Below are 24,547 nucleotides of genomic sequence, written 5' to 3' on the forward strand. Positions count from 1 at the left end.
CGGCAGCCGGACGGCATCGCCTTGCAAGAGGACGCGCGGGCATTACGCCACGCGGACCTGGAACAGGCCGTGCAGCGCCTGGCTGCGCAATTGCAGGCACGAGGCGTGGCGGCGGATGTGCGCGTGGCGGTCCACGCGCCGCGCAGCATCAGTTTCGTGATTGCCATGCTGGCCGTGTTGCGCGCGGGCGGTGCGTATGTGCCGCTGGACCCAGCCTTGCCCGAGGAACGCCTGAAGCATCTGCTGCAAGACTGCGGGGCGGCCTTGATCCTGAGCGATGCGGACACGGCGTGGGCGCCCGAGATCCCGCGCCTGCCAATCAGCGCGGCGCTTGTGCCGGATCAGCCCGTGCCGGCACTGGCCTTGACGCCCGTGCATCCGGATCAGGCGGCTTACGTGATCTATACGTCGGGTTCGACCGGTGTGCCCAAGGGGGTGGTGGTCAGTCGGGGCGCCCTGACTCATTACGTGCTGGGCATGTTGCACCGCTTGGCGTTGCCCGGTGCGGCCCGCAGCATGGCCATGGTGTCGACGGTGTCCGCGGATTTGGGGCATACGACGCTATACGGTGCGTTGTGCACCGGGTGCACGCTGCACCTTGTCACGCAGGATTGCGTGTTCGACCCTGACGGCCTGGCCGCCTACATGGCGCGCCATCAGGTGGATGTGCTGAAAATCGTGCCTAGCCACTTGCAAGCCTTGTTGCAGGCGGCGCGCCCCGCCGACGTGCTGCCTCGCCACACGCTCGTGTTGGGGGGAGAGGCCAGTTCGCGGGCGTTGCTAGACCGCGTTGCGGCATTGGCGCCGCAATGCCGGGTGGTGAACCACTACGGTCCCACGGAAACCACGGTCGGCGCGTTGACGCAGGCGGCGGCGCAGGCGCAATTCGGCCCGCTGCAAGCCTTGCCGGTCGGCGCGCCGCTACCCAATATGCAGGCCTACGTGCTGGACGCGTGGCTGAACCCGGTGCCGCGCGGCGCCGAAGGTGAGCTCTATCTGGCGGGCGACGGCGTTGCCCGAGGCTATCTGGGACGCCCCGGCCTGACGGCGGACCGCTACGTGGCCAGCCCCTATGCGCCGGGTCAGCGCATGTATCGAACGGGCGACCGGGTACGGCAGGGCCACGACGGCAGCCTGGTATTCCTGGGGCGCATGGATGACCAGGTAAAGATCCGCGGCTATCGCGTCGAACCCGGCGAGGTCGCGGTGGTGTTGCGCGGCCTGCCCGGCGTGGCCGATTGCGCCGTGGTGGCGCGCGGCGAGGCGGATGCGGAGGCCACCCGCCTGCAATTGCACGCCTACGTCGTTGCAAGGCATGGCGCGGCCATCGACGGCGCCGCGCTGCGCGACGGGCTTGCCGCATGCTTGCCCGACTACATGGTTCCCGCGACGTTCACCGAACTGGACGCGCTGCCGCTCAACCCCAACGGCAAGGTCGACCGCCGCGCGTTGCCGGCCCCGCAGGCGCTGGAAGCGGCCCGCGATACGGCGGCGGACGCGCCCGTTGGTCCCGTTGAAACCGCACTGGCGGCGATCTGGTCCGAGGTGCTGGGCGTGGCCGAAATCGGGCGCACGGACAATTTCTTTGAGCTGGGCGGCGACTCCATCCTGAGCCTGAAAGTGATGGCGCGGGCTCGGCGGCAGAAGCTGGCCATCAAGCCGCGCCAGCTCTTTGACCATCAGACGCTACAGGCGTTGGCGGCGGCGATCAGCCCGCCCGTGGATGCGTCGGATGCGCCGGATGTGTCGACGGCTACGGGGACGGCAGTCCCGTCCGAGGGGTTGCCGGCCACGGTTGCCGCGCCCAGGGATGCGCTGGCGGATGAACCCGTCGCGGGGGCCGCCGCCGGCACCGCTGGCGTGCTGTCGCATGCGCAACAGCGCCAGTGGTTCCTGTGGCGCATGGAGCCGGACAGCACGGCATACCATGTGACCGGTGCGCTGCATTTGCGTGGCACGCTGGACCACGATGCGCTGAACGCGGCGTTCCACGAACTGGTGCGGCGTCATGCCAGCCTGCGCACGCGCTTTGTGGCGACCGACGACGGGCAGGCGCGGGCAATGGTGGCTGACCCAGCGCCCGTTCAGTGGCTGACGCATGACGCGCACACGCCGGTGGACGCGCTGGCGTGCGCGCAGGCGTGGATATGCACGCCGTTCGACCTGGAAACCGGCCCCTTGCTGCGGCTGGGCTTGATCCGGCAAGCCGACGACGATCATGTGCTGGTAGTGGTGATGCACCACATTGTGTCCGACGGCTGGTCAATGCAGATCATCGTGGACGAGTTCACAGAGCTGTATCGCGCTTATGTCGACAAGCGGACGGCGGCCTTGGCGGAGCTGCCCATCACGTACGCGGATTACGCGGCGTGGCAGCGGCGCTGGCTGGCCGACGGTGAAGGGGCGCGGCAGCGCGCGCATTGGGTACAGCGGCTGGGCGGCGCGCAACCCGTGCTTGAGCTGCCCGCCGATGGCGTGCGCCGACCGGGAGCGCGGTATCAGGCGGCGCGCCATACCTTCTATCTGACGGAGCAGGCGGCGCGCGAGCTGCGCGCCAGCGCCCAGGCCCGGCAGGCCACGCTGTTTGCGGCGCTGCTGGCGGGGTTCCAAGCGGTATTGCATCGCTACAGCGGCGAGACCGACATCCGCGTTGGCACACCGATCGCGAACCGCCATCGTGGCAACACGGACCGGGTGGTGGGGTTCTTCGTCAACACGCAAGTGCTGCGCGGGGATTGCTCGCCGGGCGTCACACTTGACGGTCTGCTATTGCAGGCGCGGGATGCGGCGCGCGAGGCCCAGGCGCATCAAGATCTGCCTTTCGAACAACTGGTTGACGCCTTGCAACCCGAGCGCGACGGCCATTCCCCGTTGTTCCAGGTGCTGTTCAACCACCAGCGCCCGGACTATCGCGGCTTGCAGGCGCTGCCGGGCTTGCGCGCCTCGGATTACGCCTTGGGCGAACAGGCCGCGCAGTTCGAACTCAGTTGCAATACGGCCGAGTTGGCCGACGGCCGCATACAGGTGACGTTGCTGTACGCGCAAGAACTGTTCGATGCGCGCACCATGTCCCAATTGGCCGGGCATTACGCCGCGGCGCTACAGGCGCTGGTGAGCGAGCCCTCGCAGCGGGTGGACCGCGTTGCCTTGTTGTCGCCGCGCGAGTGCGCCAGCCTGCGCGCCTGGAGCGGCGCGCCGCTCGCACGCTCGGCGGTCGACGAGGCCTTTGGGCAGGCCACGATCCACGGTTTGATCGAAGCGGCGGCACGCGCGCGCCCGGATGCGCCGGCCCTGACGATGGACGGCCAAACGCTGACCTACGGTGAATTCAACGCGCGCGCCAACCAATTGGCGCATCGGCTGATCGCCACGGGTGTGCGCCCGGAGGCCAAGGTGGGCATTGCGCTGGCGCGATCCGCCGACATGGTGATTGCCATGGTCGCGGTGTTGAAGGCGGGCGGCGCTTACGTGCCGCTGGACCCCGAGTATCCGGAAGACCGGCTGCGCTTCATGGCCGAGGACAGCGGCGTGTCGGTGGTGCTGACCGAATCCGCTCAGCACGACCGCCTGCCGTGGCTGGCGGCGGCGTTGCCCGATGTCGTGGTGCTGAACCTGGACGCGCTGGCGTTGGACAACAGCCCGGCGCACAACCCCGCCAGCCGGACGCACCCGGCGCATCTGGCCTATGTGATCTACACCTCTGGCTCGACGGGCCGGCCCAAGGGTGCGCAACTGTGCCACCACCAGGTGTGCCGGTTGCTGTCGCAGACGTCGGACTGGTTTGCCTTTGATGCGAACGACGTGTGGACGCTGTTCCATTCCTACGCGTTCGACTTCTCGGTCTGGGAGGTGTTTGGCGCGCTATGCACCGGTGGCCGGCTGGTGGTGGTACCCCATGCAATCAGCCGGGACCCCGAGGCATTCCTTGCGCTGCTGCGCCGCGAACGGGTGACCGTGCTGAACCAGACACCTTCGGCGTTCTTGCAATTGATGCAGGTGCCGGCGTTGTATCAGTCGCGCGTCGATACGTCGGGCGTCGATGCGTCGGGCGTCGCTACGTCCTCGCTCGCGTTACGGCAGGTGATTTTCGGCGGCGAGGCCCTGGAGCCGCGCAAGCTGCAACGTTGGTTCGACCACTTCGGCGACCAGTCGCCCGCACTGGTCAACATGTATGGCATTACCGAAACGACGGTGCACGTCACGTATCGCCGTCTGACCAGGGCCGACCTGGCGGCAGGCGGTAGCCCCATCGGCACGCGCATCCCCGACCTGGCGTTGCATGTGCTGGATAGCGAACTCAACCTGGCGCCGGTCGGCGTGCCCGGTGAGCTGCACGTCAGCGGCGCGGGCTTGGCGCGCGGCTACCTGAATCGGCCGGGTCTGACGGCCGAGCGCTTCATCGCCGACCCGCAGGGAAGTGGCCAACGCCTGTATCGCACGGGCGATCTGGTGCGTTGGACGCAGGACGGCCAGCTTGAATACCTGGGCCGGATCGACCAGCAGGTGAAGATACGCGGGTTCCGTATCGAACTGGGCGAGATCGAAGCCAGTTTGGTGTCCCAACCGGGCGTCGAACAAGCGGCGGTGCTGGCGCAGGACGGTCCATCGGGCGCAAGGCTGGTCGCGTATGTCGCACCGGCGGCAGTGGATACCGCCGCGCTGCGGGTCGCATTGTCGGCAGCATTGCCCGACTACATGGTGCCCGCCGCGTTCGTTACATTGGAGGCTTTGCCGGTCAACGCCAACGGCAAGCTGGATCGCAAGGCCTTGCCGAAGGCAGAGTTCGCCGCCAGCCAAGGCTACGCGTCGCCCGAAGGCGCGGTCGAATCTGCCCTTGCCGCCATCTGGTCGCAAGTCTTGGGCGCGGCGCGGGTGGGCCGTCACGACAACTTCTTTGAACTGGGTGGCGACTCGATACTCAGCCTGCAAATCGTGGCGCGCTTGCGCCAGGCAGGGTGGCAGATCACGCCGCGCCAGGTGTTCGAGCGGCAGACCGTGGCCGATCTGGCCAGCGTGGCGGTAGCCGCGCTGGCGCAAGACCATACCGACGAGGCCGTCGGCGACGTGCCGCTGTTGCCCATTCAGGCGGCGTTCCTGGCGTTGCCGCTGGCGTCCCACAACCATTGGAACCAGGCCGTGCTGCTGCATGGCGACGCGCCTGTCGATGCGCAAGCGTTGTCCGCCGCCTTGCAGGCGGTGGTCGCGCAACACGATGCGTTGCGTCTGCGCTTCACGCGCGAAGGCGGCGCGTGGCGCCAGCGCTATGAGGCCAGCCCCGACATGGCGGGCCTGCTGTGGCAACGCAGCGATGTGACCGACATCGAGGCGCAGTGCGATGCCGCGCAGCGCAGCCTGGATATCGAGCACGGCCCCTTGCTGCGCGCCGTGCTGATGCAGGTGGCCGATGGTACGTCGCGCGTGCTGCTGGTCATCCACCATCTGGCCGTGGACGGCGTATCTTGGCGCGTGTTGCTGGCAGATTTGCAACTGGCCTACACGCAAGCGCTGGCGGGCGGCGCGATCACCTTGCCCGCGCGTTCAGCGAGTTACGGCGCATGGGCGCGTCGCATCGAAGCCGCACGCACGTCGTATGAGCCTGAACTGGATTACTGGCGCGCGTTGCCGCCCGGCGACGCCTTGCCGTGCGACGACGCGCAGGGTTCGAACCGCGTCGGCGACCAGCAACGCGTGGCGCTGGCGCTGGACCGCGCCACGACCCAAGCGCTGCTTAAGGACGCGCCTGCCGCGTACCGCACGCAGGTCAACGACTTGCTGCTGGCCGCGTTGGCACAGGCGCTGGGCGAGTGGGGCGGGTTGAAGCAGGTGCGTATCGATCTTGAAGGCCATGGCCGCGAAGACGCATCGGGCGAACTGGACCTGTCACGCACGGTGGGCTGGTTCACCAGCGTGTATCCGGTGGTGCTGGACACGCAAGGCGACACTGCCGAACGGCTGATGCGTGTGAAAGAAACCTTGCGTGCCGTGCCGTCGCAAGGCTTGGGTTATGGCGTGTTGACCGATGCCTTGCCTGGCCAGCCGCAAGCGCCCGTCCTGTTCAACTACCTGGGCCAATTCGACACGGTGACCGCGGGCGACGGCGACTGGCGCATCGCCGCCGAAGCGCCCGGGGCAGGCCAGGACGAAGCCGCCGAGCTGATCCAAGAATTGACCTTTAACGGCCACGTACACGACGGCCAGCTAAGCATTTCGTTGGGATACAGCAGCAAGCGTCACGATTCCACCCGCATGCAAGCGCTTGCCAAACAGTACGAAGCGGCCTTGCGCGTGCTGGTGGCGCATTGCGTCAGCGGTGTCCACGGCGTGACGCCATCGGACTTCCCGTTGGCGGGCCTGACTTGGGAGGGCCTGCGCGCGCTGGACATTCCCGCGCCGGCACACCAATGGCAAGACCTTTACCCGGTGACGCCGATGCAGGCGGGCATGCTGTTCCACAGCGTGTGGGATGCGGCATCGGGCGAAGACGAAGTCCCGGCCTACGTGAACCAGTTGCGCGTGGACATCGACGGGCTGGACGTGGAACGCTTCCGGTCCGCATGGGCGTCGGCGCTGGCGCGTCACGACGTGTTGCGCACCGGTTTCTTGCAACGCGCGGGCGCACCGCTACAGTGGGTGGCGCGCGACGTGGCGCTGCCGTATACGGTGATTGATGCGCGTCCGGCGCAGCCAGCGGCCTTGCGGGCCAGGCTCGACGCTATCGCACAGGACGACTTGAGGCGCGGTTTCGACCTGAGCCTGCCGCCGCTGCTGCGCCTGACACTGGCGCGCATATCGGAAACGGCCTATCACTTGGTATGGACGCATCACCATTTGCTGCTTGACGGTTGGAGCGTGTCGCAGTTGCTGGGTGAAGTGCTAAGTGCGTACGCGGGGCAAGCCGTGCCGCGCGGCGCAGGCCGTTACCGCGACTTTCTGGCGTGGTTGACGACGCGTGACGCCCTGGCGACCCAACGCTATTGGGAGCAGGCGCTACGCGAGCTGGACGCGCCCACACTGCTTGCTGCCGCTTCGGGCGGGGCGGCCCAAGGCACGGGTCATGCCGATGTGCTGGCCTCTTGGGATGCGGCGCGCAGTCAGGACCTGGCGGCCTATGCGCGGCGCGAGCGCGTTACGGTCAACACCGTGGTGCAAGCGGCATGGGCGCTGGTGCTGGCGCAAGCGACGGGGCAGTGCACGGTGGCGTTTGGCGCAACAAGCTCGGGGCGGCCCGACAGCCTGCCGGGCGCGCAGCAAACGCTGGGTCTGTATATCAATACGCTGCCGGTTGTGGTGCCGACGACGGCAGCCGCCACGGTGGGCGATTGGCTGCGGACGCTTCAGGCGCAGAACGTTGCGTCGCGCGAGGTGGAGCACACGCCGCTTGCCGACGTGCAGCGCTGGGCCGGCGCCAACGGGCAGGCGCTGTTCGATACCTTGCTGGTGTTCGAGAACTATCCGGTCGACGCCGCCTTGCAAGCCGGCGCGCCCGCCGGCCTGCGATTTGTCGGTTTGACGCATCGCGACCAGGCCAGCTACGCGCTGTCGCTGGTGGTGGCGATCCGCGACACGCTGGAACTGCGCTTCACTTACGACCAGGCGCAATTCACCCGGTCCACCATTGATCGCCTGGCCGAGCGCATGAGCCTGGCCTTGCACCAACTGATGCAAGCACCGGCCGAACCCGTCGCAGGCGTTCGGATTTTGCCGGCAGACGAGCTGCGCTTGCTGTCCCAATGGGAAAGCGGGGAGCCACTGGCCGACGAAGTGACGGCGGAATTTGGCGCCTTGCCGGTGTATCGCCAGTTTGAACGACAGGCGGGCCTTTGGCCGGATCGTGTGGCGGTGACGTGCCTTGATGCGTCGCTGACGTATGGCGAACTGGACCGCCGCGCGAACCAGTTGGCGCATCGCTTGCAGCGCATGGGGGTAGGGGCCGAGCAGTGCGTGGGGATTGCTGCCGAACGATCGCTGGAACTGGTGGTGGCGCTGTTGGCGGTGTTGAAGGCGGGTGCGGCCTATGTGCCGCTGGACCCGGACTATCCGGATGATCGGCTGGCGTACATGCTGCAAGACAGCGGCGTGTCGCTGCTGCTGACGCAGTCCGGTTTGGCGGCACGGATGGGCAAGCTGTCCTCGACGACGACGCTGCTGGCTTTGGACCAGGTGGACGTTTCGTCCGAGCCGGTCACGCCGCCCGATTCGCCGCAACACCCCGAGAACCTTGCCTACGTTATCTACACCTCGGGCTCCACCGGCAAGCCCAAGGGTGCGGCCAACCGGCATATCGCCCTGATCAACCGCTTGGCGTGGATGCAGCAGGCCTATGGTTTGACGGCAGATGATGTGGTACTGCAAAAGACCCCGTTCAGCTTTGATGTATCGGTGTGGGAATTCTTCTGGCCCTTGATGACCGGCGCGCGGCTGGCGTTGGCAGGCCCGGGTGATCATCGAGATCCGGCGCGCCTTTCCGCGCTGATACGCGAACAAGGCGTCACTACGCTGCATTTTGTGCCCTCGATGCTGCACGCCTTCATCAGCCATGCCGAACAGGTGGGCGCGGATGCATGCGCGACGCTGCGCCGTATCGTGTGCAGCGGCGAAGCGCTGGGCGCGGACTTGCAGGCGCGTTGCCTGGCGTTGTTGCCGCAGGCCGGGATGTACAACCTGTACGGCCCGACGGAAGCGGCGATCGACGTCACGCACTGGACCTGCGCCGACGATGGCAGCGGTGTGGTGCCCATCGGCTATCCCATCGCTGGCATTCATGCCCGGGTACTGGACGCGCAGTTGAACCCCGTGCCCATCGGTGTACCGGGTGAGTTGTATCTGGGCGGGGTGGGTTTGGCGCGCGGGTATCTGAACCGCCCGGGCCTGACCGCCGACCGCTTCATCGCCGACCCGGACGGGCAGGGCGGCAGGCTGTATCGCACGGGTGATCTGGTGCGCTGGATGCGGGAGGGGCAGTTGGAGTATCTGGGCCGCCTGGATCATCAGGTGAAGATCCGTGGCCTGCGGATTGAATTGGGTGAAATCGAGGCCGCTCTCTTGTCACAGCCGGATGTGGAACAAGCGGCGGTGCTGGCGCAGGACGGTCCATCGGGCGCGCGGCTGGTCGCGTATGTCGCACCGGCGGCAGTGGATACCGCCGCGCTGCGAAGCGCATTGTCGGCAGCATTGCCCGATTACATGGTGCCCGCAGCCTTCGTCACATTGGATGCTCTGCCGGTCAACGCCAACGGCAAGCTGGATCGCAAGGCCTTGCCCAAGGCAGAGTTCGCCGCCAGCCAGGGTTACGAAGTGCCCGAGGGCGCGGTCGAAACTGCCCTTGCCGCCATCTGGTCGCAAGCACTGGGCGCGCCGCGGGTGGGCCGTCACGACAACTTCTTTGAACTAGGCGGCGACTCGATACTCAGCCTGCAAATCGTGGCGCGCTTGCGCCAGGCGGGGTGGCAGATCACGCCGCGCCAGGTGTTCGAGCGGCAGACCGTGGCCGATCTGGCCGCCGTAGCTGCGCAGATGCAGGACGTTTTGCCGCACAACGCGCTGCGTCACCGCACAACGCAGTCACTGGCCGACTACCCAGATGCGCCACCGATTGCCGAGCTGGGCTGGGATGCCGCCGACGTCGAAGACGTGTACCCGCTGTCGCCCACGCAGGAAGGGATGCTGTTCCATACGCTGGAGGCGCCAGGAACGGGGCTCTATGTGAACCAGTTGAGCGTGCGTATCGACGGTGTGGACGGTGATCGGTTGGCCGATGCGTGGCGGGCCATGGTGGCGCGCCACCCGGTGCTGCGCACGGCATTCCTGTGGCGCGCGGGCATGAAGCGCCCCTTGCAGGCGGTGCTGAAAGCGGCGCACCCCGACATCATCCGTGAAGATTGGCGCGACCCACTGGCCGCCGGTGATGCCGACGCCTATGCGGCCGCTGAACTGGCGCGCCAGATGGACTTTGCGCAAGCGCGCTTGGCGCGGGTGGTATTGATCCGGCTGGGGCCTGACGGCTATCAGCTGATATGGACCTATCACCATCTGCTGCTGGACGGATGGAGCGCGTCGCGCTTGATCGGTGAATGGCTGCGGACCTACGGCGGCGAGTCGCTGCCGACGGCGGGCCCCGGCTATGGCGACTATGCCCGTTGGCTTGGCGAGCAAGACCGCGCTGTTAGCGAGCACTTCTGGAAAACCGAGTTGGCCGCGCTTGATGGCCCGACGCTGCTGGCGCGGGCGGCGGAAAGTATCGTCGCGCCCGATGTGCGCGTCGAGACCGGAGACGGCCCCGCGACAACCCCGTACGCAAAGATCTACACGCGCCTGAACGCCACCGCCACGCAGGCGTTGCGCGCCTTGGCGCAAGCGCAGCGCGTCACGCTGAACACCGTCATCCAGGCAGCGTGGGGCATCGTGTTGCAGCGCTACACGCAGCAGGACACGGTGGTGTTCGGCGCAACCGTTGCCGGCCGTCCCGCCACGCTGGCGGGCGTCGAGGACATTCTGGGCCTCTTCATCAACACGCTGCCCGTGCCCGTCAGCCGGAACCCCGCGCAAACGGTGTCCGCGTATCTACAGGCCTTGCAGCGGACCAATCTGCGCCTGCGCGAACAGGAGCATGCCGCGCTGTCGGATATCCAGCGCTGGGCGGGGTCGTCGGGCCGTCCCTTGTTCGACAGCATCGTGGTGTTCGAGAACTACCCGGTCGACGAGACCCTCAAGCGCAATGAACGCTATGGCCTGCGCTTCGGCCCGGTGGCGGGGTCTGGGCTGACGGGTTACGTCATGGACTTGCAGGTTGTGGCGAATCAGGAATTGGAGATCGAGTATTGCTACGCGCGCGCCGCGCTTGGCGATGCGATGGCAGAGGGTCTACGCGCACAACTGGAACATGTGCTGGCGCAAATGCAGGCGGCGCCATCGCGCCCGGTGGGCGAGCTGACCTGGTTGGACGCCGCACGGCAAACGGCCTTGGACCAGTGGTCCGTGGACCCGGATCAACCCGCTATCGCGGCGGGCCGGCACGGCTTTGTGCATGAGCAGATCGGCGCACATGCGCTGGCCCGTGGGCAGGCATGCGCGCTGGCGCTGGGCGAGGCGCGCATGCGCTATGCGGAATTGGACCTGCTCGCCAACCGTCTGGCCCAGCGCCTGGTCCGCCTTGGCGTGCGGCCCGAGTCGCGGGTGGGCGTGGCGATGCCGCGGTCACTGGATACCGTGGTGGCCTTCCTGGCCGTGCTCAAGGCAGGCGGCGCGTATGTGCCGTTGGACCTGCAGCATCCGGCCGAACGGCTGGCCTATGTGATCGATGACAGCGGCATGTCGCTGGTGATCACCGGCGCCGAGCCCCCCGGCCATCTGCCGCGCCGCGCGGGCGTACAGACGCTGGCCTACGAGGCGGCCGCCGTGGCGGACGAACCGCCGCTAGCCCCCCACGTGGCGCTGTCGCCCGACAACATGGCGTACGTCATCTACACATCGGGGTCAACGGGCAAGCCCAAGGGCGTAGCCGTCACGCACGGCCCGCTAGCCATGCATTGCCGGGCGACGGCGCGCATCTACGGCCTGACGCCCGATTCGCACGAGCTTCTGTTCATGTCGTTCTCGTTCGATGGCGCGCATGAACGCTGGTTGACCGCGTTGACCACGGGCGCCGAACTGGCGGTGCGTGGCCCGGACTTGTGGACGGCAGAGCAGGCGCTGGACGCGCTGCGGCGGCACCAGACAAGTCATGCCGCCTTTCCGCCGGCATATCTGAACCAGATGGCGGAATGGGCGGCCGTGCAAGGCGATGCGCCGCCGGTCGATTTGTACGTGTTCGGCGGCGAAGCCATGCCACGCGCGGCTTACGAGCGCGTGCGGCTGAATCTGCGGCCCAACTGGCTGATCAATGGCTATGGCCCCACGGAAACCGTGGTGACGCCCTTGATCTGGAAGACGCCCGCCAACGCAAGTTTCGACTGCGCCTATGCGCCGATCGGCAAGCCAGTGGGTGCGCGCGCCGTCTACGTGCTGGATGGCGATCTGCAACAAGTGCCTGTCGGCCACCTTGGCGAGCTTTACATCGGCGGTTACGGCGTGGCGCGGGGCTATCTGGGCCGGCCAGGGCTGACGGCGGATCGCTATGTGGCGAACCCGTTTGGCGAACCCGGCACGCGCATGTACCGCAGTGGCGACATCGTGCGCTGGATGGGCGATGGCAATATCGAATACGCGGGACGTGGCGATCATCAGGTGAAAATCCGCGGATTCCGGATCGAGCTGGGCGAAATCGAAGCGCGCATCCTGGCGTTGGACAGCGTGGCGGAAGCCGCGGTGCTGGTGCACGAAGACGCGGGCGGCAAAAAGTTGGCGGCCTATGTTGTGCCGGCGGCGGGCGAGGGCGCAGGCCTCGCGGCCGAACTGCGTAGCCAGTTGGCCGCGCAACTGCCCGACTACATGGTGCCGGCGTCGTTCAGCGTGCTGACCGCCTTGCCGCGCCTGATCAGCGGCAAACTGGACCGCGCCGCCTTGCCCGCGCCACAGGCGGGCATGCAACGCGACTTCGTGGCGCCCTCGACCGAGCCGGCGCGCGTGCTGGCGAGCATCTGGCAGGACGTGCTTGGCGTGGACCGGGTGGGCCAGACCGACAACTTCTTCGAGCTGGGCGGCGATTCCCTGCTTAGCCTGAAGGTGCTGGCGCGGGTGCGGGCGTTGCGCCATCCCGAGCTGAGCTTCACGCTACGCGACCTGATGCAGCGGCCCAGCATTGGCCAACTGCTGCGCTTGCATACCGCCGAACCGGCGACGCTGTCCCTGCCCACACCGCTGAATGGCGGGCAGGGCGCGGGCGCGCCATTGTTCTGCGTCCATGCCGGCATGGGAACCTTGTTCGACTATCAACCGTTGGCACGGCGCCTGAACGGCGTGCGGCCGGTCTATGGGCTGCCGTGCCGCATGCTCCACGATCCGGCGCATCGCGATGTGTCGCTGGAACGCATGGCAGACGATTACTGCGCGCAGATCCAGGCATTGCAGGACCAGGGGCCGTATCATCTGGTCGGCTGGTCCTTGGGCGGCACGCTGGCCGCGCTGGTCGCCGCGCGCCTGGAAGCGCAGGGGCAGCAGGTGGCGTATGTGGGGCTGATCGATCCTTATGTGCCGGGTATCGGCACGGACGCGCTGCGGGATTGGCGCGACGACCTGCGCCACTTTACGGCGGTGGTCGCGCCCGGCGCGCAGGTGTCGCCCGAGAGCGCCGTAGCGCCTGCCGCCGGCCATCCCGACGAGCCGATCTCGTTGGCGGCCGTCCAGGCGCGTCTTGAGCAATATCTGGCCACGGCGGACTCCTTGCAAGGTTATGCCGGCATGGGCGCGGCCGAGCTGGCGCGCATCTTCCTAGTGGCGCGCGCATTGCAAGCCTTGTCGTTGCAGACGGCGACGGTGGATGCGGTGCGGGCGCCGGCGCGCTGCTGGTGGACGCCGGCACGCGACGGCGTGCAACGGCAGACACTGGCCGCGCAGTTGGGCCAAGCGGCGCTCGATAGCCAGGACATCGACACCGACCACTACGGCATCATCCGCGATGCGCGCATGCTGGATCAGATGTTGGCCCATCTGTCGGCGCTGGACATGGCAATCGCTGTATGAAGAAAGGGGTCACGGCCGTTGTTGCGGCCGTGACCCCTTTGGGGATGGCGTGTCCAGAACGCCGGAACGGTTCGGGCGATCAGGCGCCGAGGGCTGCCTGCTCGAAGGCGGCAGCCAGCGCGCGGGCCAGATCAGCGCGCAGGACGGCCGTTTGTTCGACGATGTTCCCCAGCCGTGCGAAGTCATGCACCATGCCCGGATAGATATCCAGGCGCGTCGCAACGCCCGCCTGTTGCAGCCTGCGCGCGTACGCCGTGCCCTCGTCGACCAGCAGGTCGCATTCGGCCAACGCAATATGGGCGGGCGCCACACCGCGCAGGTCGGGGTGCGCCAGCGGCGCAAAGCGCCAATCGTCTGCCTCTTCGGGGCGGCTCAGGGCGTTGGCGAACATCCAGTCCAACGTCGCGGCCTCAAGCAGATGGCCGGTGGCATAGCGCTGTTTGGACGAGAAGTCGTTGCTGGCGCTGGTGCACGGATACAACAGCAGTTGCAACAGCGGCGCCACGCCACCGGCGTCGCGCGCATGCAGACTCAAGGCGGCGGCGAGCGAGCCGCCGACACTGTCTCCGCCCACGGCAAGGCGGCCGGGCCGCCAGCCTAGCGGCGCGTCAGGCCCCAGCAGCCACGTCCAGGCATCCAGCGCGTCCAGGTAGGCGGTCGGAAAGCGGTGCTCTGGCGCGCGCCGGTAATCCAGCGCCAGCACCGCGCAGGGCGTCAGCGCCGCCAGATCGCGGCACAGGGAATCGTGGGATTCCAGGCCACCCAGGCAATAACCGCCGCCATGCAAGAACAGCAAAAGCGGCAAGTCGGAGCTGCCCGCCGCGCCGGGCCGGTACAGGCGCGCGGGCAGGCGTGCGCCGTCCCGGGTGGGCACCGCGAAGTCTTGCGCCAAGACACGCGGGTCGCCCGGCGCGTCCAGCATTGGCGTGGCCGCGTCATAGTCCGCGCGCGCCTGCGCGATGCCGACCTCGTGCATGGGCGGGTTGCCGGCCGCCGCCACCAGGTCCAGAAAGGCGGCCAGCTCGGGATGCGGCGCGCCCATCATCACCAGCGGTACGCCACCGAGGCGATCACCGTGCGTTCCAGGCCGTAGCGGCAGTTCACCGTGTTGTTGCGGCAGACCACCGTTTCCTTGTTGAACAGGTTCGTCGCGTCGACGGCGAAGCGCCAGTTGCGCAGTTGGTAGTGCAGGCCGGCATCGACCATGAACGACGAGCCGTTCTCGATGGTGTTGGCGACGTCGGCGTAGGTCTTGCCCAGGTAGCGCACGCCGACTCCCATGCCCAGCCCTTGCAGCACGGTGTCGGGCAACGTGTAGTTGACCCAGGCAGAGGCCATGTGGCGCGGCGTGACGATGGGCGTGTTGCCCACTTCGGCCGGGTTGTTGCTCTTGTTCACCTTCACGTCATTCAAGGTATACGACGCCACCACATCCAGCCCGCGCATCAGATTGGCCTTGCCTTCCAATTCGATGCCACGCGACTCGATCTCGCCCGTCTGCACGCTGAAGTTCGTGTTGCGCGGGTCGGGCGTGAGCGCATTGCGTTGCGTCAGGTCAAACACCGACAGCGCGACCAGGCTGTTCGAGCCCGGCGGCTGGTACTTGATGCCGAACTCGTACTGCTCGCCCTTGGTGGGCTTGAACGGCGTGCTGTCCATGCTGACGCCGCTTTGCGGCAGGAACGACGTGGAATAGCTCACGTAGGGCGTGATGCCCGAGTCGAACAGGTAGGCCAGCCCCATGCGCCCGGTGAAGGCGGTGTCCTGCTGGCGCACGGTGTTGTCGGTCAGCCGGTTGTTGCTGGAGCTGCGCGCCCAATCCTGGCGCGCGCCCAGCGTTACCACGACCTTGTCAACCCTGATCTGGTCCTGCAGGTACACGCCCAACTGCCGGTTCACATCCTTCTGGTCGATGATGGTGTTGGCGGCGGACGGGTAGGGGATGTCCTGGTCGTAGACCGGGTTGTCCAGATCCAGATTCGGCGCAAGGCCCTGGCGATACCATTGCTGACCGTCCTGGAACTTGTAGTCCAGGCCCGCCAGCACCGTGTGCGAGACACGACCCAGGTTGAATTTGTATTCAGCCTGGGTGTCGATGACGACGCCATCCATGCTTTCCTTGGACACCAGGGCATAGCGGCTGATGGTGTGGCCGTCGGCCAGCAGGCGCAGGTTGTAGAGGTCGCGCTGGTCCAGCTTGCCGTGCTGGTAGCGGGCATTCTGGCGAAGCGTCAGCGCGTTGTTGACACGGTGTTCAAGCAGGTAGCCGATGGCGTATTGCTTGCGGTCGTACTTGTTGAAGCCGTAGTCGCCCACGGGTACGTGCGTCGGGTAGACCGGGCGGGATTCTCCATCGGTCTGGTCATGCTGGTAGCTTGTCAGCAGCGTGAAGCTGGTGTCGGAATTTGGCCGCCACGTGAACGCCGGCGCGATGTAGCCCAGGTCGTCGGGGTAGCGATGATCGCTGTCGTACTTGACCTGCGTGCCGCCGTTGCGAAGGATCCCGGTCAGGCGGTACAGGTACTTGCCTTCTTCATCGATCGGCCCGCCGAAGTCGACCGCGGCCTGGCGCCGGTCGAAGTTGCCGCCCTGCAGGACGACTTCACCAAAAGACTCAGCGGTGGGGCGCTTGGTGACACGGTTGACCAATCCGCCCGGGGCGATCTGGCCGTACAGCACGGACGACGGGCCACGGATGACCTCCACGCGTTCCAGCGCGTACGGATCGGTGCGCGCGCGGATCTGGTCGTACGGTATTTGGCTGAGGCCGTCGCGGAAATCGCCCGTGATCTTGGCGTCAAAGCCGCGCAGCACGATCCAGTCATTGCGAACCTCGGCGCCGCCGAAGTTGCTGATCTGTACGCCGGGCACATATTGAATTGCTTGCGACACCGTCTGCACGCCACGGTCCAGCATCTCTTGTGCGCCCACCACCGAGACGGACTGCGGAATCTCCCGCAGCGCGGTCGGCGTCTTGCTGCCCGTCAGTGTTTCTCTTGCCACATACCCGTTCACCGGGCCGGTGGCAGCGTCCGGCGCGTCAGCGCGGACGTTGATGGCGGGGAGGGTGGGCGTGGTGCTGTCGGAAGCCTGTTGCGCCTGGGCCGGCGCGCCGATGGCCAGCCCCAGCAGCAGGGGATAGCGCAGTTGGCGGAGCGCGCGCGCGCGCGGTGTGATGCGAGGTGTTTTCATGGTCTTCTGTGCAATGTCGGGCACGACGAGGAGCCCGTTGTTTTAGGTTTGACTGCGGTTGGTGCGAAAGATCGCTTCCCCTTGGGCATGCAGCGCGGCCCTGAGGGAAGCGGAAAAAATATCGAAGACACGATCGATCTGGCGCGCGGTGATGATCAGCGGCGGCAGGAAGCGGACGACGCTGCCGTGGCGGCCACCCAGTTCGATAATCAGGCCGCGGCGCAGGCACTCGGCCTGCACGGCGCTGGCCAATCCCGGCGCGGCGGGTTGGGGCATGCCGGCGGGAAGCGAAGGCTCCACCAGTTCCACGCCCAGCATCAGGCCACGGCCGCGCACATCCCCCAGTTCGGGGTGGTCGCGCTGCAATTGCAGAAGCAGGCCGGTCAGCCGTTCGCCCATGGCGTGGGCGTGATCGGCCAGGCCTTCCGAGCGCAGCACGTGCATGGTGGCGGACCCGGCCGCCATCGCCAGCTGGTTGCCGCGGAAGGTGCCGGCGTGCGTGCCACTTTCCCACTGATCCAGGCTGTCGCGGTAGACCACCACCGCCATCGGCAGCCCGCCGCCGATGGCCTTGGACAGCACCACCACGTCCGGCTCGATGTCGGCGTGTTCGAAGGCGAACATGCGGCCGGTGCGGCCGAAGCCGGACTGGACCTCGTCCAGGATCATGGGCACGTCGGCTGCACGCGTCAGCTCACGCAGGCCTTGCAGCCATTCCAGCGGCGCCGGGATGACGCCGCCTTCGCCCTGGACGGCTTCCAGGATCATGCCGGCCGCAGGGGGCACACCGCCTTCCGGATCGTTCAGAACGGTGCTGATGTACCGCAGCCCGGCTTGCACGCCGGCGCCGCCCCGCAGCCCGAAGGGGCAGCGGTACTGGTAGGCGTAGGGCAGGAATTGCACGCCGGCCAGCGGCGACCGCAGCGACCGCTTGGGCCGCAAGTTGCCCATCAATTGCAGCGCGCCTTGCGTCATGCCGTGATACGCACCCTGAAACGCAAGAATGTCCGCGCGGCCGGTTGTGGTCTTGACCAGCTTGAGGGCCGCTTCGATCGCGTCGGCGCCCGTCGGACCGCAGAACTGGATCTTGGCGTTGCGCGAGAAGTTCGCGGGCAGCAGGTCGAACAAGTCCCGCATGAAGCGGTCTTTCACGGGCGTGGTCAGGTCCAGCGTCAACAGCGGCAGGTCCGCGTTCAGGGCCGCGCCGATGGCTTCGGTTACCGCTGGGTGGTTATGCCCCAGCGCCAGTGAACCGGCGCCGGCCAGGCAATCAATGAACACGCGGCCTTCAATGTCTTCGACGTAAATTCCCTTGGCCCGCTTGAGCGCCAGCGGGATGCGCCGGGGATAGCTGCGCGCATTGGACTCACGCTGCTCCTGGTATTGCAGCAACGTGTTCCCCGCGAGCGTGTAGGGGGCCGCAAGCGCATCGTGCTGACGCGCCAGATCCTGATCCGCCTGCGCGGCGGTGGGGAAGTAAGCCATGGTGATACGCCTTCAAAAAGGTCCGCGCGCAACGGGCGTGAACCGGTGAATGGGCAAGACGAAGCCGGGTCAGCCCGCCAGCGCGGCGCGACGTTCCCGTTGCGGCCTTTCCACTGCGTCGCCCGGGCTGCCCGCGCGCAGGGCATTGCCGATTTCCTGCGAACGGATGGCCAGGATGGACAGCAGACTGTCGCTGATGCCGTGCGTGGTTTCGCTGCCGCCTTGCACATAGATGGCGGGCTTTAACCGGGCGTCGGCGCGCAAGCGGTAGTGGCGATCGATGGCGTGGTCTTCCAGGTAGGGAGCCAGCGGGGCCAGCAGCTGTTTATGATGGTCGCGGACGTAGCCTGTCGCCAAAATCACCGCGTCATACCTGACGACTTCGCTGCGGTGCGTATCGCGGTCGAACAAGGTCAGCGCAACGCTTTGCCCGTCGCCATCCACGCCGTCCACGACTTCCACGGCATCGACCTGGCAACGGCGGCGCAACTGATGGCGCGCCTGGCGGGTCACCTGTTGTTGGTAGAACACGTTGTAGATGCGTTCGATCAACTCGACGTCCGGCGCCGAATAGTTCGTATGCCAAGCCTCTGACAGCAACCCCGCGCGTTCGGCGGGCGGCCGGCTGTAGATGTAGTCGGTGTGCTCGGCGTTGAAGATCTCGTTCATGTAAGGGCTGTCGTCGGACGGGCGCAGCGCGCGCCCGCGCATCAGCAGATCGACCTGGGGCCGATCCGGGTGCTCGTGCAGGTTCATGAAGATTTCAGCGGCGCTCTGGCCTGCGCCCAGCACTGCGATCCGGCGCGGATGCGCGATCTTGCCGATGGCCGACAGATACGAGCTGGTGTGAAAAATGCGTGGCTCGTCGCGCCAGGTCAGGAACGGTTCGGGAATGTGGGGCTTGCCGCCCACGCTCACGACCAGGTTGCGCGCCAGGCGTTCGCGGACCCGGCCTTGAGCGTCGCGTGAGCGCACCCGTAGCAGCGGCACCGTGTCGCCGACGGTTTCGGGCGCCACGTCGAACACGTCTTCGCCATAGGCGCAGCGGTCCGAGAAATGACCGGCCGCCCACGCCAGGTAGTCGTTGAATTCGTGCCGGCTGGGGAAGAACGTCTTCAGGTTGATGAACTGCTGTAAGCGGCCCTGGCTGTGCAGGTAATTCAGGAACGTGAACGGGCTAGCCGGGTTGCGCAACGTGACCAGGTCCTTCAAGAACGAGATCTGCATGTGCGTGCCGTCCAGCATCATGTGCGGATGCCAGGCAAAGCACGGCTGTTTCTCAAGGAACAGCGGCAGCAGGCCCGAATCGCCGCCATAGCGTTCTTCCAGGGCGATGGCCAGGGCGATGTTGGACGGGCCGAAGCCAATGCCGATCAGATCGTGTACTTGCATGGACACCTTCACTGCGTCAGGGATTGGGCGGGGACGCGGCGTGCGTCATGCGCCTCGGGGTGCGCCAGCTTGCTGCCGTCCGGCGCGCGCGGCAGCCAGAACCGTTCGCCGAAGAATCGTTCACGCGACAACGTGCCCAGCATGGCGCGCTTGTGCGGAAAGTCGAATTCCTTTTCCAGCGCGTAGCCGCTGCGGGCCAGGTTGCGGATCATCTTGACGTTGTCGGCGCGCGGTTCGATGACCAGGCGTTGGGTGCGCACATCGTCCAGCAGCAGGTAGTGCGAAATCGAAGGCAGCCAGGCGGGCACGAAGGCTGGGCCGCGGCAGGAGGCTTCGCCGATCAGCACATGCCAGCCACGGTCGAAGTCTGCCGCGTTGCAGAAGGGGGCAATACGGTCTTCGCGCGCCCAATAGGTTTCGAAATAGCCGAACGGCACGTTGTCCAGGCAGCCGATGAGCGCGAGCGTGTGCGGGTCGTCGGCCTGCTTGCGCAGATAGGCGCGGTGCTTGTCCAGGTCGCCTTCCTCTTGCCAGAACTCGGCGACGACGGGGTCGTTCATCCAGCGGTTCAGCCGCACCGCGTCCAATTCTTCCGTCGCCACCCGAAATGACAGGGTGGCTGACAGCCAGGGGATGGCCCGGCGGTACACCACACCCGTCGGCTTCGGGGGACGGCGAGGGTGACGGCGTTCGCCTGTCATCACATAGTCCAGCGGATACGCGGGCGCGGCGCCTCGCGGCAGCCACGACGCGGCAAGCTGCCAGAACATGCTGGCCTGCACCGTCTGCGTGCCGTGCGCGTCCGGCACCAGCAGGCCGGCCTCTTGCAGGGCGCGGGCCTGCGGCAGCGGGGCGCGCAGGGTCAGGTGCGTGGCTAAGGGCAGTTGGGAGAACGCCGATTCGATGGCAGCCATCAGTTCGTTCGCGTCAGGATCGCCTGCGCACGGGCCCAGCCATTCAAGACGCGGCGGTTGCGCGTCCGCGCTGAGATTCCACCGGGCGATTGCCGCGGCGCGTTCATGGTTTTGAGTCATCGGCACGAACCTTCGTCGGAATGATTGGCCGCAGGCGCTTGCCTTGCGGTCCATGCTCTTATTTCTAGACGAATGAGAATCGGTGCTGTTTAGTCCCAGCTGCAAAATTACCGGTGGCCGGGGCGGATATGGCGAGGAAGGGGCGCTAGGCGCCGCGCGTCTCGCGGGTGGGCCGATTGGGTGCGGACAGCGGGCAAAGATCGCAATACGCGTGGCCGGGCAGCATGTAGTACAGGCAGCAGCGGCGAAGCAGGGCGCGCGCGCGCGGGCCTTGTGGCGTGTCGCGCAGCACCTCGCGCGGGGCGCGGTACATCGGGTTGGGCTCGCCACGCCACAGGGGCGCGTCGAGCAGCAAGGCGCGGTCTTGCGCCAGTTGGGAGTTGCCCGGCATCGCCTGCATTAACTGCGACAACGTCAGGTCCAGATAGCGCGCAACGTTTCCCCAGGTGATCTTCGGGGACAGCCGCGCGCATTGCGCCAGCCGCGTCGCCAGCGGTTCCAGGTGTTCATGCAGCAAAGGCGCATAGCGTTCGTGAGTGTCACAGCCTGGCTGCGCCTGGCCGTCATGCGGAATCAACAGGCGCAACACCGCGCCGTCGCCATCAAATTGCGGCTTGACCTGGCGCGCCGCCGTGGGCAAGACGCGCTGCAGCACGCTGGCCGCTGCGGCAACGGGCGGCAGCAGGCGCCAGAAATACGTCAGCGTCCATACCGAGGCGACCGGGGCCAGCGCCGCCGCACCGAAATGCCGCGCCTGCCGGGTCAGGATGAGCGGCAGCGCTTCGGCGTCTTCAAGCAGTTGCGCCACCGTGGGCTGTCCGCAAGCGTTCTCGCCCGCCAGCGCCACCCCATCGCCATGCGCCGCCCAGTCGCCGGGAAACAGGGGCGCCAGCACCGGGATCATTGTTGGATTCCCCCGGAGCGCGCCCGCGCACAGCGATCACGGTCCAGGCGCGAGGGCGGTGTGGCAGCGGGCAGGGTGAGGGCGCAGTCCATCCCATACAGACGAACCGGCTCGACAAAAATTTAGCCCTGCATGCAGCGCGGCATGGCGACGCCTAAACATCCGCCAGGCTGCTTCGTCTTCATAAGTTGAGCGCAGGCATCTACGTCGAGGAATTCGGTTGATTACCCATCTGATCAGGCACTCCAAAAAACTCCTGGCGCTTGCATCGTTTACCTGCGTGTGCGCCGGCCTCTTCAGTGTGCTGCTGGTCATGCAGATCAACATCGCCCTGACGGCGGACGCCACCGAGCGTCCGCGCCTGGCCTGGATCTTTGCGCTGACGGCCGTGCTGGCGATGCTGGCGCGAATGGGTTCGGCGCTGCTGTTCGAACGGCTCAGCCAGCAAACGCATGCTGACTTGAGACGCTACATCACGGACCGCGCGATGCAGGCGGACTTTGCGCATCTGGAACGGGTGGGCGCCGACCGCATCCAGTCGGCGCTGACTGAGCACAGCGCCAACGTCGCCCAGTACTTCGTCAGCCTGCCCGCCATTCTGAACAATGCCGTCGTGGTCGCGGGTTGCCTGGTGTACATGGCGTTTCTGTCGTGGAAGGTGTTTCTTGTGGCGGTGCTGGTGGTCGGCCTGGGCTCGCTGGGCTATCACCTGGCGCATTTGCGCGCGATTAAGCATCTGGAGGTCGCGGCGCGCGAACAGGATCAGCTGTTTGGCTACTTTCGCGCGGTCAGCGCGGGCGCCAAAGAATTGCGGCTGAACCGCGGCAAGCGTTCGGCGTTCCTGGCGGACATGCTCCATCATTCGATCGAGGCGGTGCGCCGTGCCCGCACGCGCGGCATGTCCATCTTCGTCGTATCCGCCAGCTGGAGCAATTTCCTGGTCTACGCGTTCATCGGGCTGGTGTTGTTCGGGCTGGCCGGCAACCAGCCCGGCCAGGAACGCGTGATGACGGGCTTTGCGTTGCTGTTCCTGTACATGGTGGCGCCGCTTGAGGCCTTGCTGCTGAACATTCCGCGCGCCAACCTGGCGAAGGTGTCCGCCGGCCGTATCCACGACATCGTAGGCGGCATGGTGGCCTCGGAGCCCGCCGCCGGCGAGCTTACGCCCGCCGCCGCGTCGCCCCGCATTTCGCTGCACGAGGTCACCCACAGCTACCACCACGAACAAAGCGACTACATCTTTCAGTTGGGGCCGATCGACCTGTCGTTCGAGCCGGGCGAAATCGTCTTCCTGGTGGGCGGCAACGGCAGCGGCAAGACCACGCTGGCCAAGCTGCTGGTGGGACTGTATCGCCCGGAATCAGGCGAGGTGAGGGTGGATGGGGAGCCGGTAGGTGACCACAACCGCGACCGCTACCGGCAGGCTTTCTCGGCGATCTTTGCCGACTTCCACCTGTTTGACCGCCTGCTGGAAAGCGGCCGCGACGATGTCGACGACGTCGGCAACCGCTGGCTTGAGCGGCTGCACCTGCAACACAAGGTGCAGGTGCGCGATGGCGCCTTCAGCACCAGCGCGTTGTCGCAGGGGCAGCGCAAGCGCCTGGCGCTGGTGGCGGCCTACCTGGAAGACCGGCCCTTTGTGGTGTTTGACGAATGGGCGGCGGATCAAGACCCGTTGTTCAAGGAAGTCTTCTACCGGGACCTGCTGCCAGAGCTACGCAATCGCGGCAAGACGGTGTTGGTCATCTCGCACGACGACCGTTATTTCCCGCTTGCAGATCGCATCGTGTACATGGAAAGCGGCCGGCTGGTATCGGGCGCGGCGCTGGCGGCCTGAGTTGTTTATCCGAATCGCATAATGTGCATTATGTAAAGTAAAAGATCTAAGCCCAAACCCAAGAACACGCAACCCGCGCCGCGCAGGCGTGGGTTGCGGGATCACTTCCCTGGTTGGCATCTTATGAGTCAGGCGTCCAGCCTTTAGGAACGCGCGGCTTTTCAATCTGGGCAAAATGGCAGATGGCATCGGCAATGCCGGAAAAATCGATGCCGCCGAACTGGCCAGCCCGCGCCAGGCTGAAGGACTCGTGCACGGCGGCAGCCACTGGCATCGGCACCTTCGCGGCGTGCGCGGCGGCCACGATCAGCGACATGTCCTTGTGCGCCAGATCAATGGTGAACCCCGGTGCGGTGTCGCCCACCAGCACCTTGTTGGGGAAATTCATCCTTAACTGCCCGTTCGAGGCAGACGTGCCGTACAGCACTTGCAGCGTCTTGGTGATGTCCAGCCCGAAGCGCTGCGACAGCGCCAGCGCCTCCGCGTTCACCTGGCACAGCGTGACCGCCACGTAGTTGTTCACCAGCTTGGTGCGCTCGCCCGAGCCCACCGGGCCGCAATGGTAGGTGGTGGTGCCCATGGCGTCGAGCAGCGGTCTGACTCTGGCGAAATCCGCCTCGCTTGCCCCCACCATGAACAGCGATTCGCCCCGGTCGGCGTGCTCGGCCAGGCGCCCCACTGGCGCGTCCACCACCGTCATCCCGACCGTCAACGCCTGCTCTTGAAGGCGATCGGTTGCCAGCGGGTCGATCGTGCTCATATCCAGCAGCAGGCTGCCTTGGGCGGCGTTGGCGAAAACCCCGTCGCTTCCCAGTGCCACCTGCTCGACTTCCTTGGACGAAGGCAGCATCGTCACGATGATGCCGCACTGCCCCGCCACGTCCGCCACGTCGGCGCCCGCCGTCGCGCCCGCCGTCACCAGCTCATCCACGGCCTTTTGGTTGATGTCCAGCACCACCAGGTCGAAGCCCGCGCGGCGCAGGTTCAGCGCCATGGGCTTGCCCATCCGCCCCAAGCCGATAAAACCGATCTTTTCCATGCCTGTCTCCTGCCGGCGCCTGTTGCGACGCCGGATCGTGCTGCGGT

At 66.6% G+C, this 24,547-nt stretch carries 9 protein-coding genes; 2 read left to right on the forward strand and 7 right to left on the reverse strand.

Annotated features, from left to right (window positions below):
- Nucleotides 1–21: 21 nt before the first annotated feature.
- Nucleotides 22–13,617, forward strand: coding sequence for an amino acid adenylation domain-containing protein (locus ELS24_RS14810; RefSeq protein ID WP_127184572.1), 13,596 nt, complete (start codon nucleotides 22–24; stop codon nucleotides 13,615–13,617).
- A 79-nt stretch (nucleotides 13,618–13,696) separates the two neighbouring features.
- On the opposite strand, the gene ELS24_RS14815 is transcribed toward ELS24_RS14810, so the two are convergent.
- From ELS24_RS14815 to fhuF, 6 genes are all read right to left on the reverse strand, one after another.
- On the reverse strand, nucleotides 13,697–14,662 hold the full coding sequence (locus tag ELS24_RS14815) for an alpha/beta hydrolase (protein WP_240669555.1): 966 nt from the start codon (nucleotides 14,660–14,662) through the stop codon (nucleotides 13,697–13,699).
- Nucleotides 14,662–16,809 carry a TonB-dependent siderophore receptor gene (locus ELS24_RS14820; RefSeq protein ID WP_127184573.1) on the reverse strand — a complete coding sequence of 716 codons (2,148 nt, stop codon included), beginning with the start codon at nucleotides 16,807–16,809 and terminating at the stop codon, nucleotides 14,662–14,664. Before ELS24_RS14820 ends, ELS24_RS14815 begins: the two co-directional genes overlap by 1 nt.
- A 42-nt stretch (nucleotides 16,810–16,851) precedes the next feature.
- The gene (locus ELS24_RS14825) at nucleotides 16,852–18,294 is read right to left on the reverse strand and encodes a diaminobutyrate--2-oxoglutarate transaminase (protein ID WP_127184574.1); all 1,443 of its coding nucleotides are present in this window, start codon (nucleotides 18,292–18,294) and stop codon (nucleotides 16,852–16,854) included.
- Nucleotides 18,295–18,363: 69 nt separating this feature from the next.
- Nucleotides 18,364–19,686: a lysine N(6)-hydroxylase/L-ornithine N(5)-oxygenase family protein gene (locus ELS24_RS14830; RefSeq protein WP_127184575.1), complete on the reverse strand. Its 1,323-nt coding sequence runs from the start codon at nucleotides 19,684–19,686 to the stop codon at nucleotides 18,364–18,366.
- Nucleotides 19,687–19,694: 8 nt separating this feature from the next.
- On the reverse strand, nucleotides 19,695–20,720 hold the full coding sequence (locus ELS24_RS14835; RefSeq protein ID WP_127184576.1) for a GNAT family N-acetyltransferase: 1,026 nt from the start codon (nucleotides 20,718–20,720) through the stop codon (nucleotides 19,695–19,697).
- Between the two features lie 145 nt (nucleotides 20,721–20,865).
- Nucleotides 20,866–21,624, reverse strand: coding sequence for a siderophore-iron reductase FhuF (gene fhuF, locus ELS24_RS14840; protein WP_127184577.1), 759 nt, complete (start codon nucleotides 21,622–21,624; stop codon nucleotides 20,866–20,868).
- A 220-nt stretch (nucleotides 21,625–21,844) separates the two neighbouring features.
- Here fhuF and ELS24_RS14845 point away from each other — a divergent pair, with 220 nt between their 5' ends.
- Nucleotides 21,845–23,461 carry a cyclic peptide export ABC transporter gene (locus ELS24_RS14845; protein WP_127184578.1) on the forward strand — a complete coding sequence of 539 codons (1,617 nt, stop codon included), beginning with the start codon at nucleotides 21,845–21,847 and terminating at the stop codon, nucleotides 23,459–23,461.
- A gap of 121 nt (nucleotides 23,462–23,582) precedes the next feature.
- Here the strand turns inward: ELS24_RS14845 and ELS24_RS14850 are convergent, their stop codons facing one another.
- Nucleotides 23,583–24,500, reverse strand: coding sequence for an NAD(P)-dependent oxidoreductase (locus ELS24_RS14850; RefSeq protein ID WP_127184579.1), 918 nt, complete (start codon nucleotides 24,498–24,500; stop codon nucleotides 23,583–23,585).
- Nucleotides 24,501–24,547: the final 47 nt, after the last annotated feature.

This window comes from Achromobacter spanius (assembly GCF_003994415.1).
In the GTDB taxonomy this organism is placed as follows: Bacteria; Pseudomonadota; Gammaproteobacteria; order Burkholderiales; family Burkholderiaceae_B; genus Achromobacter; species Achromobacter spanius_C.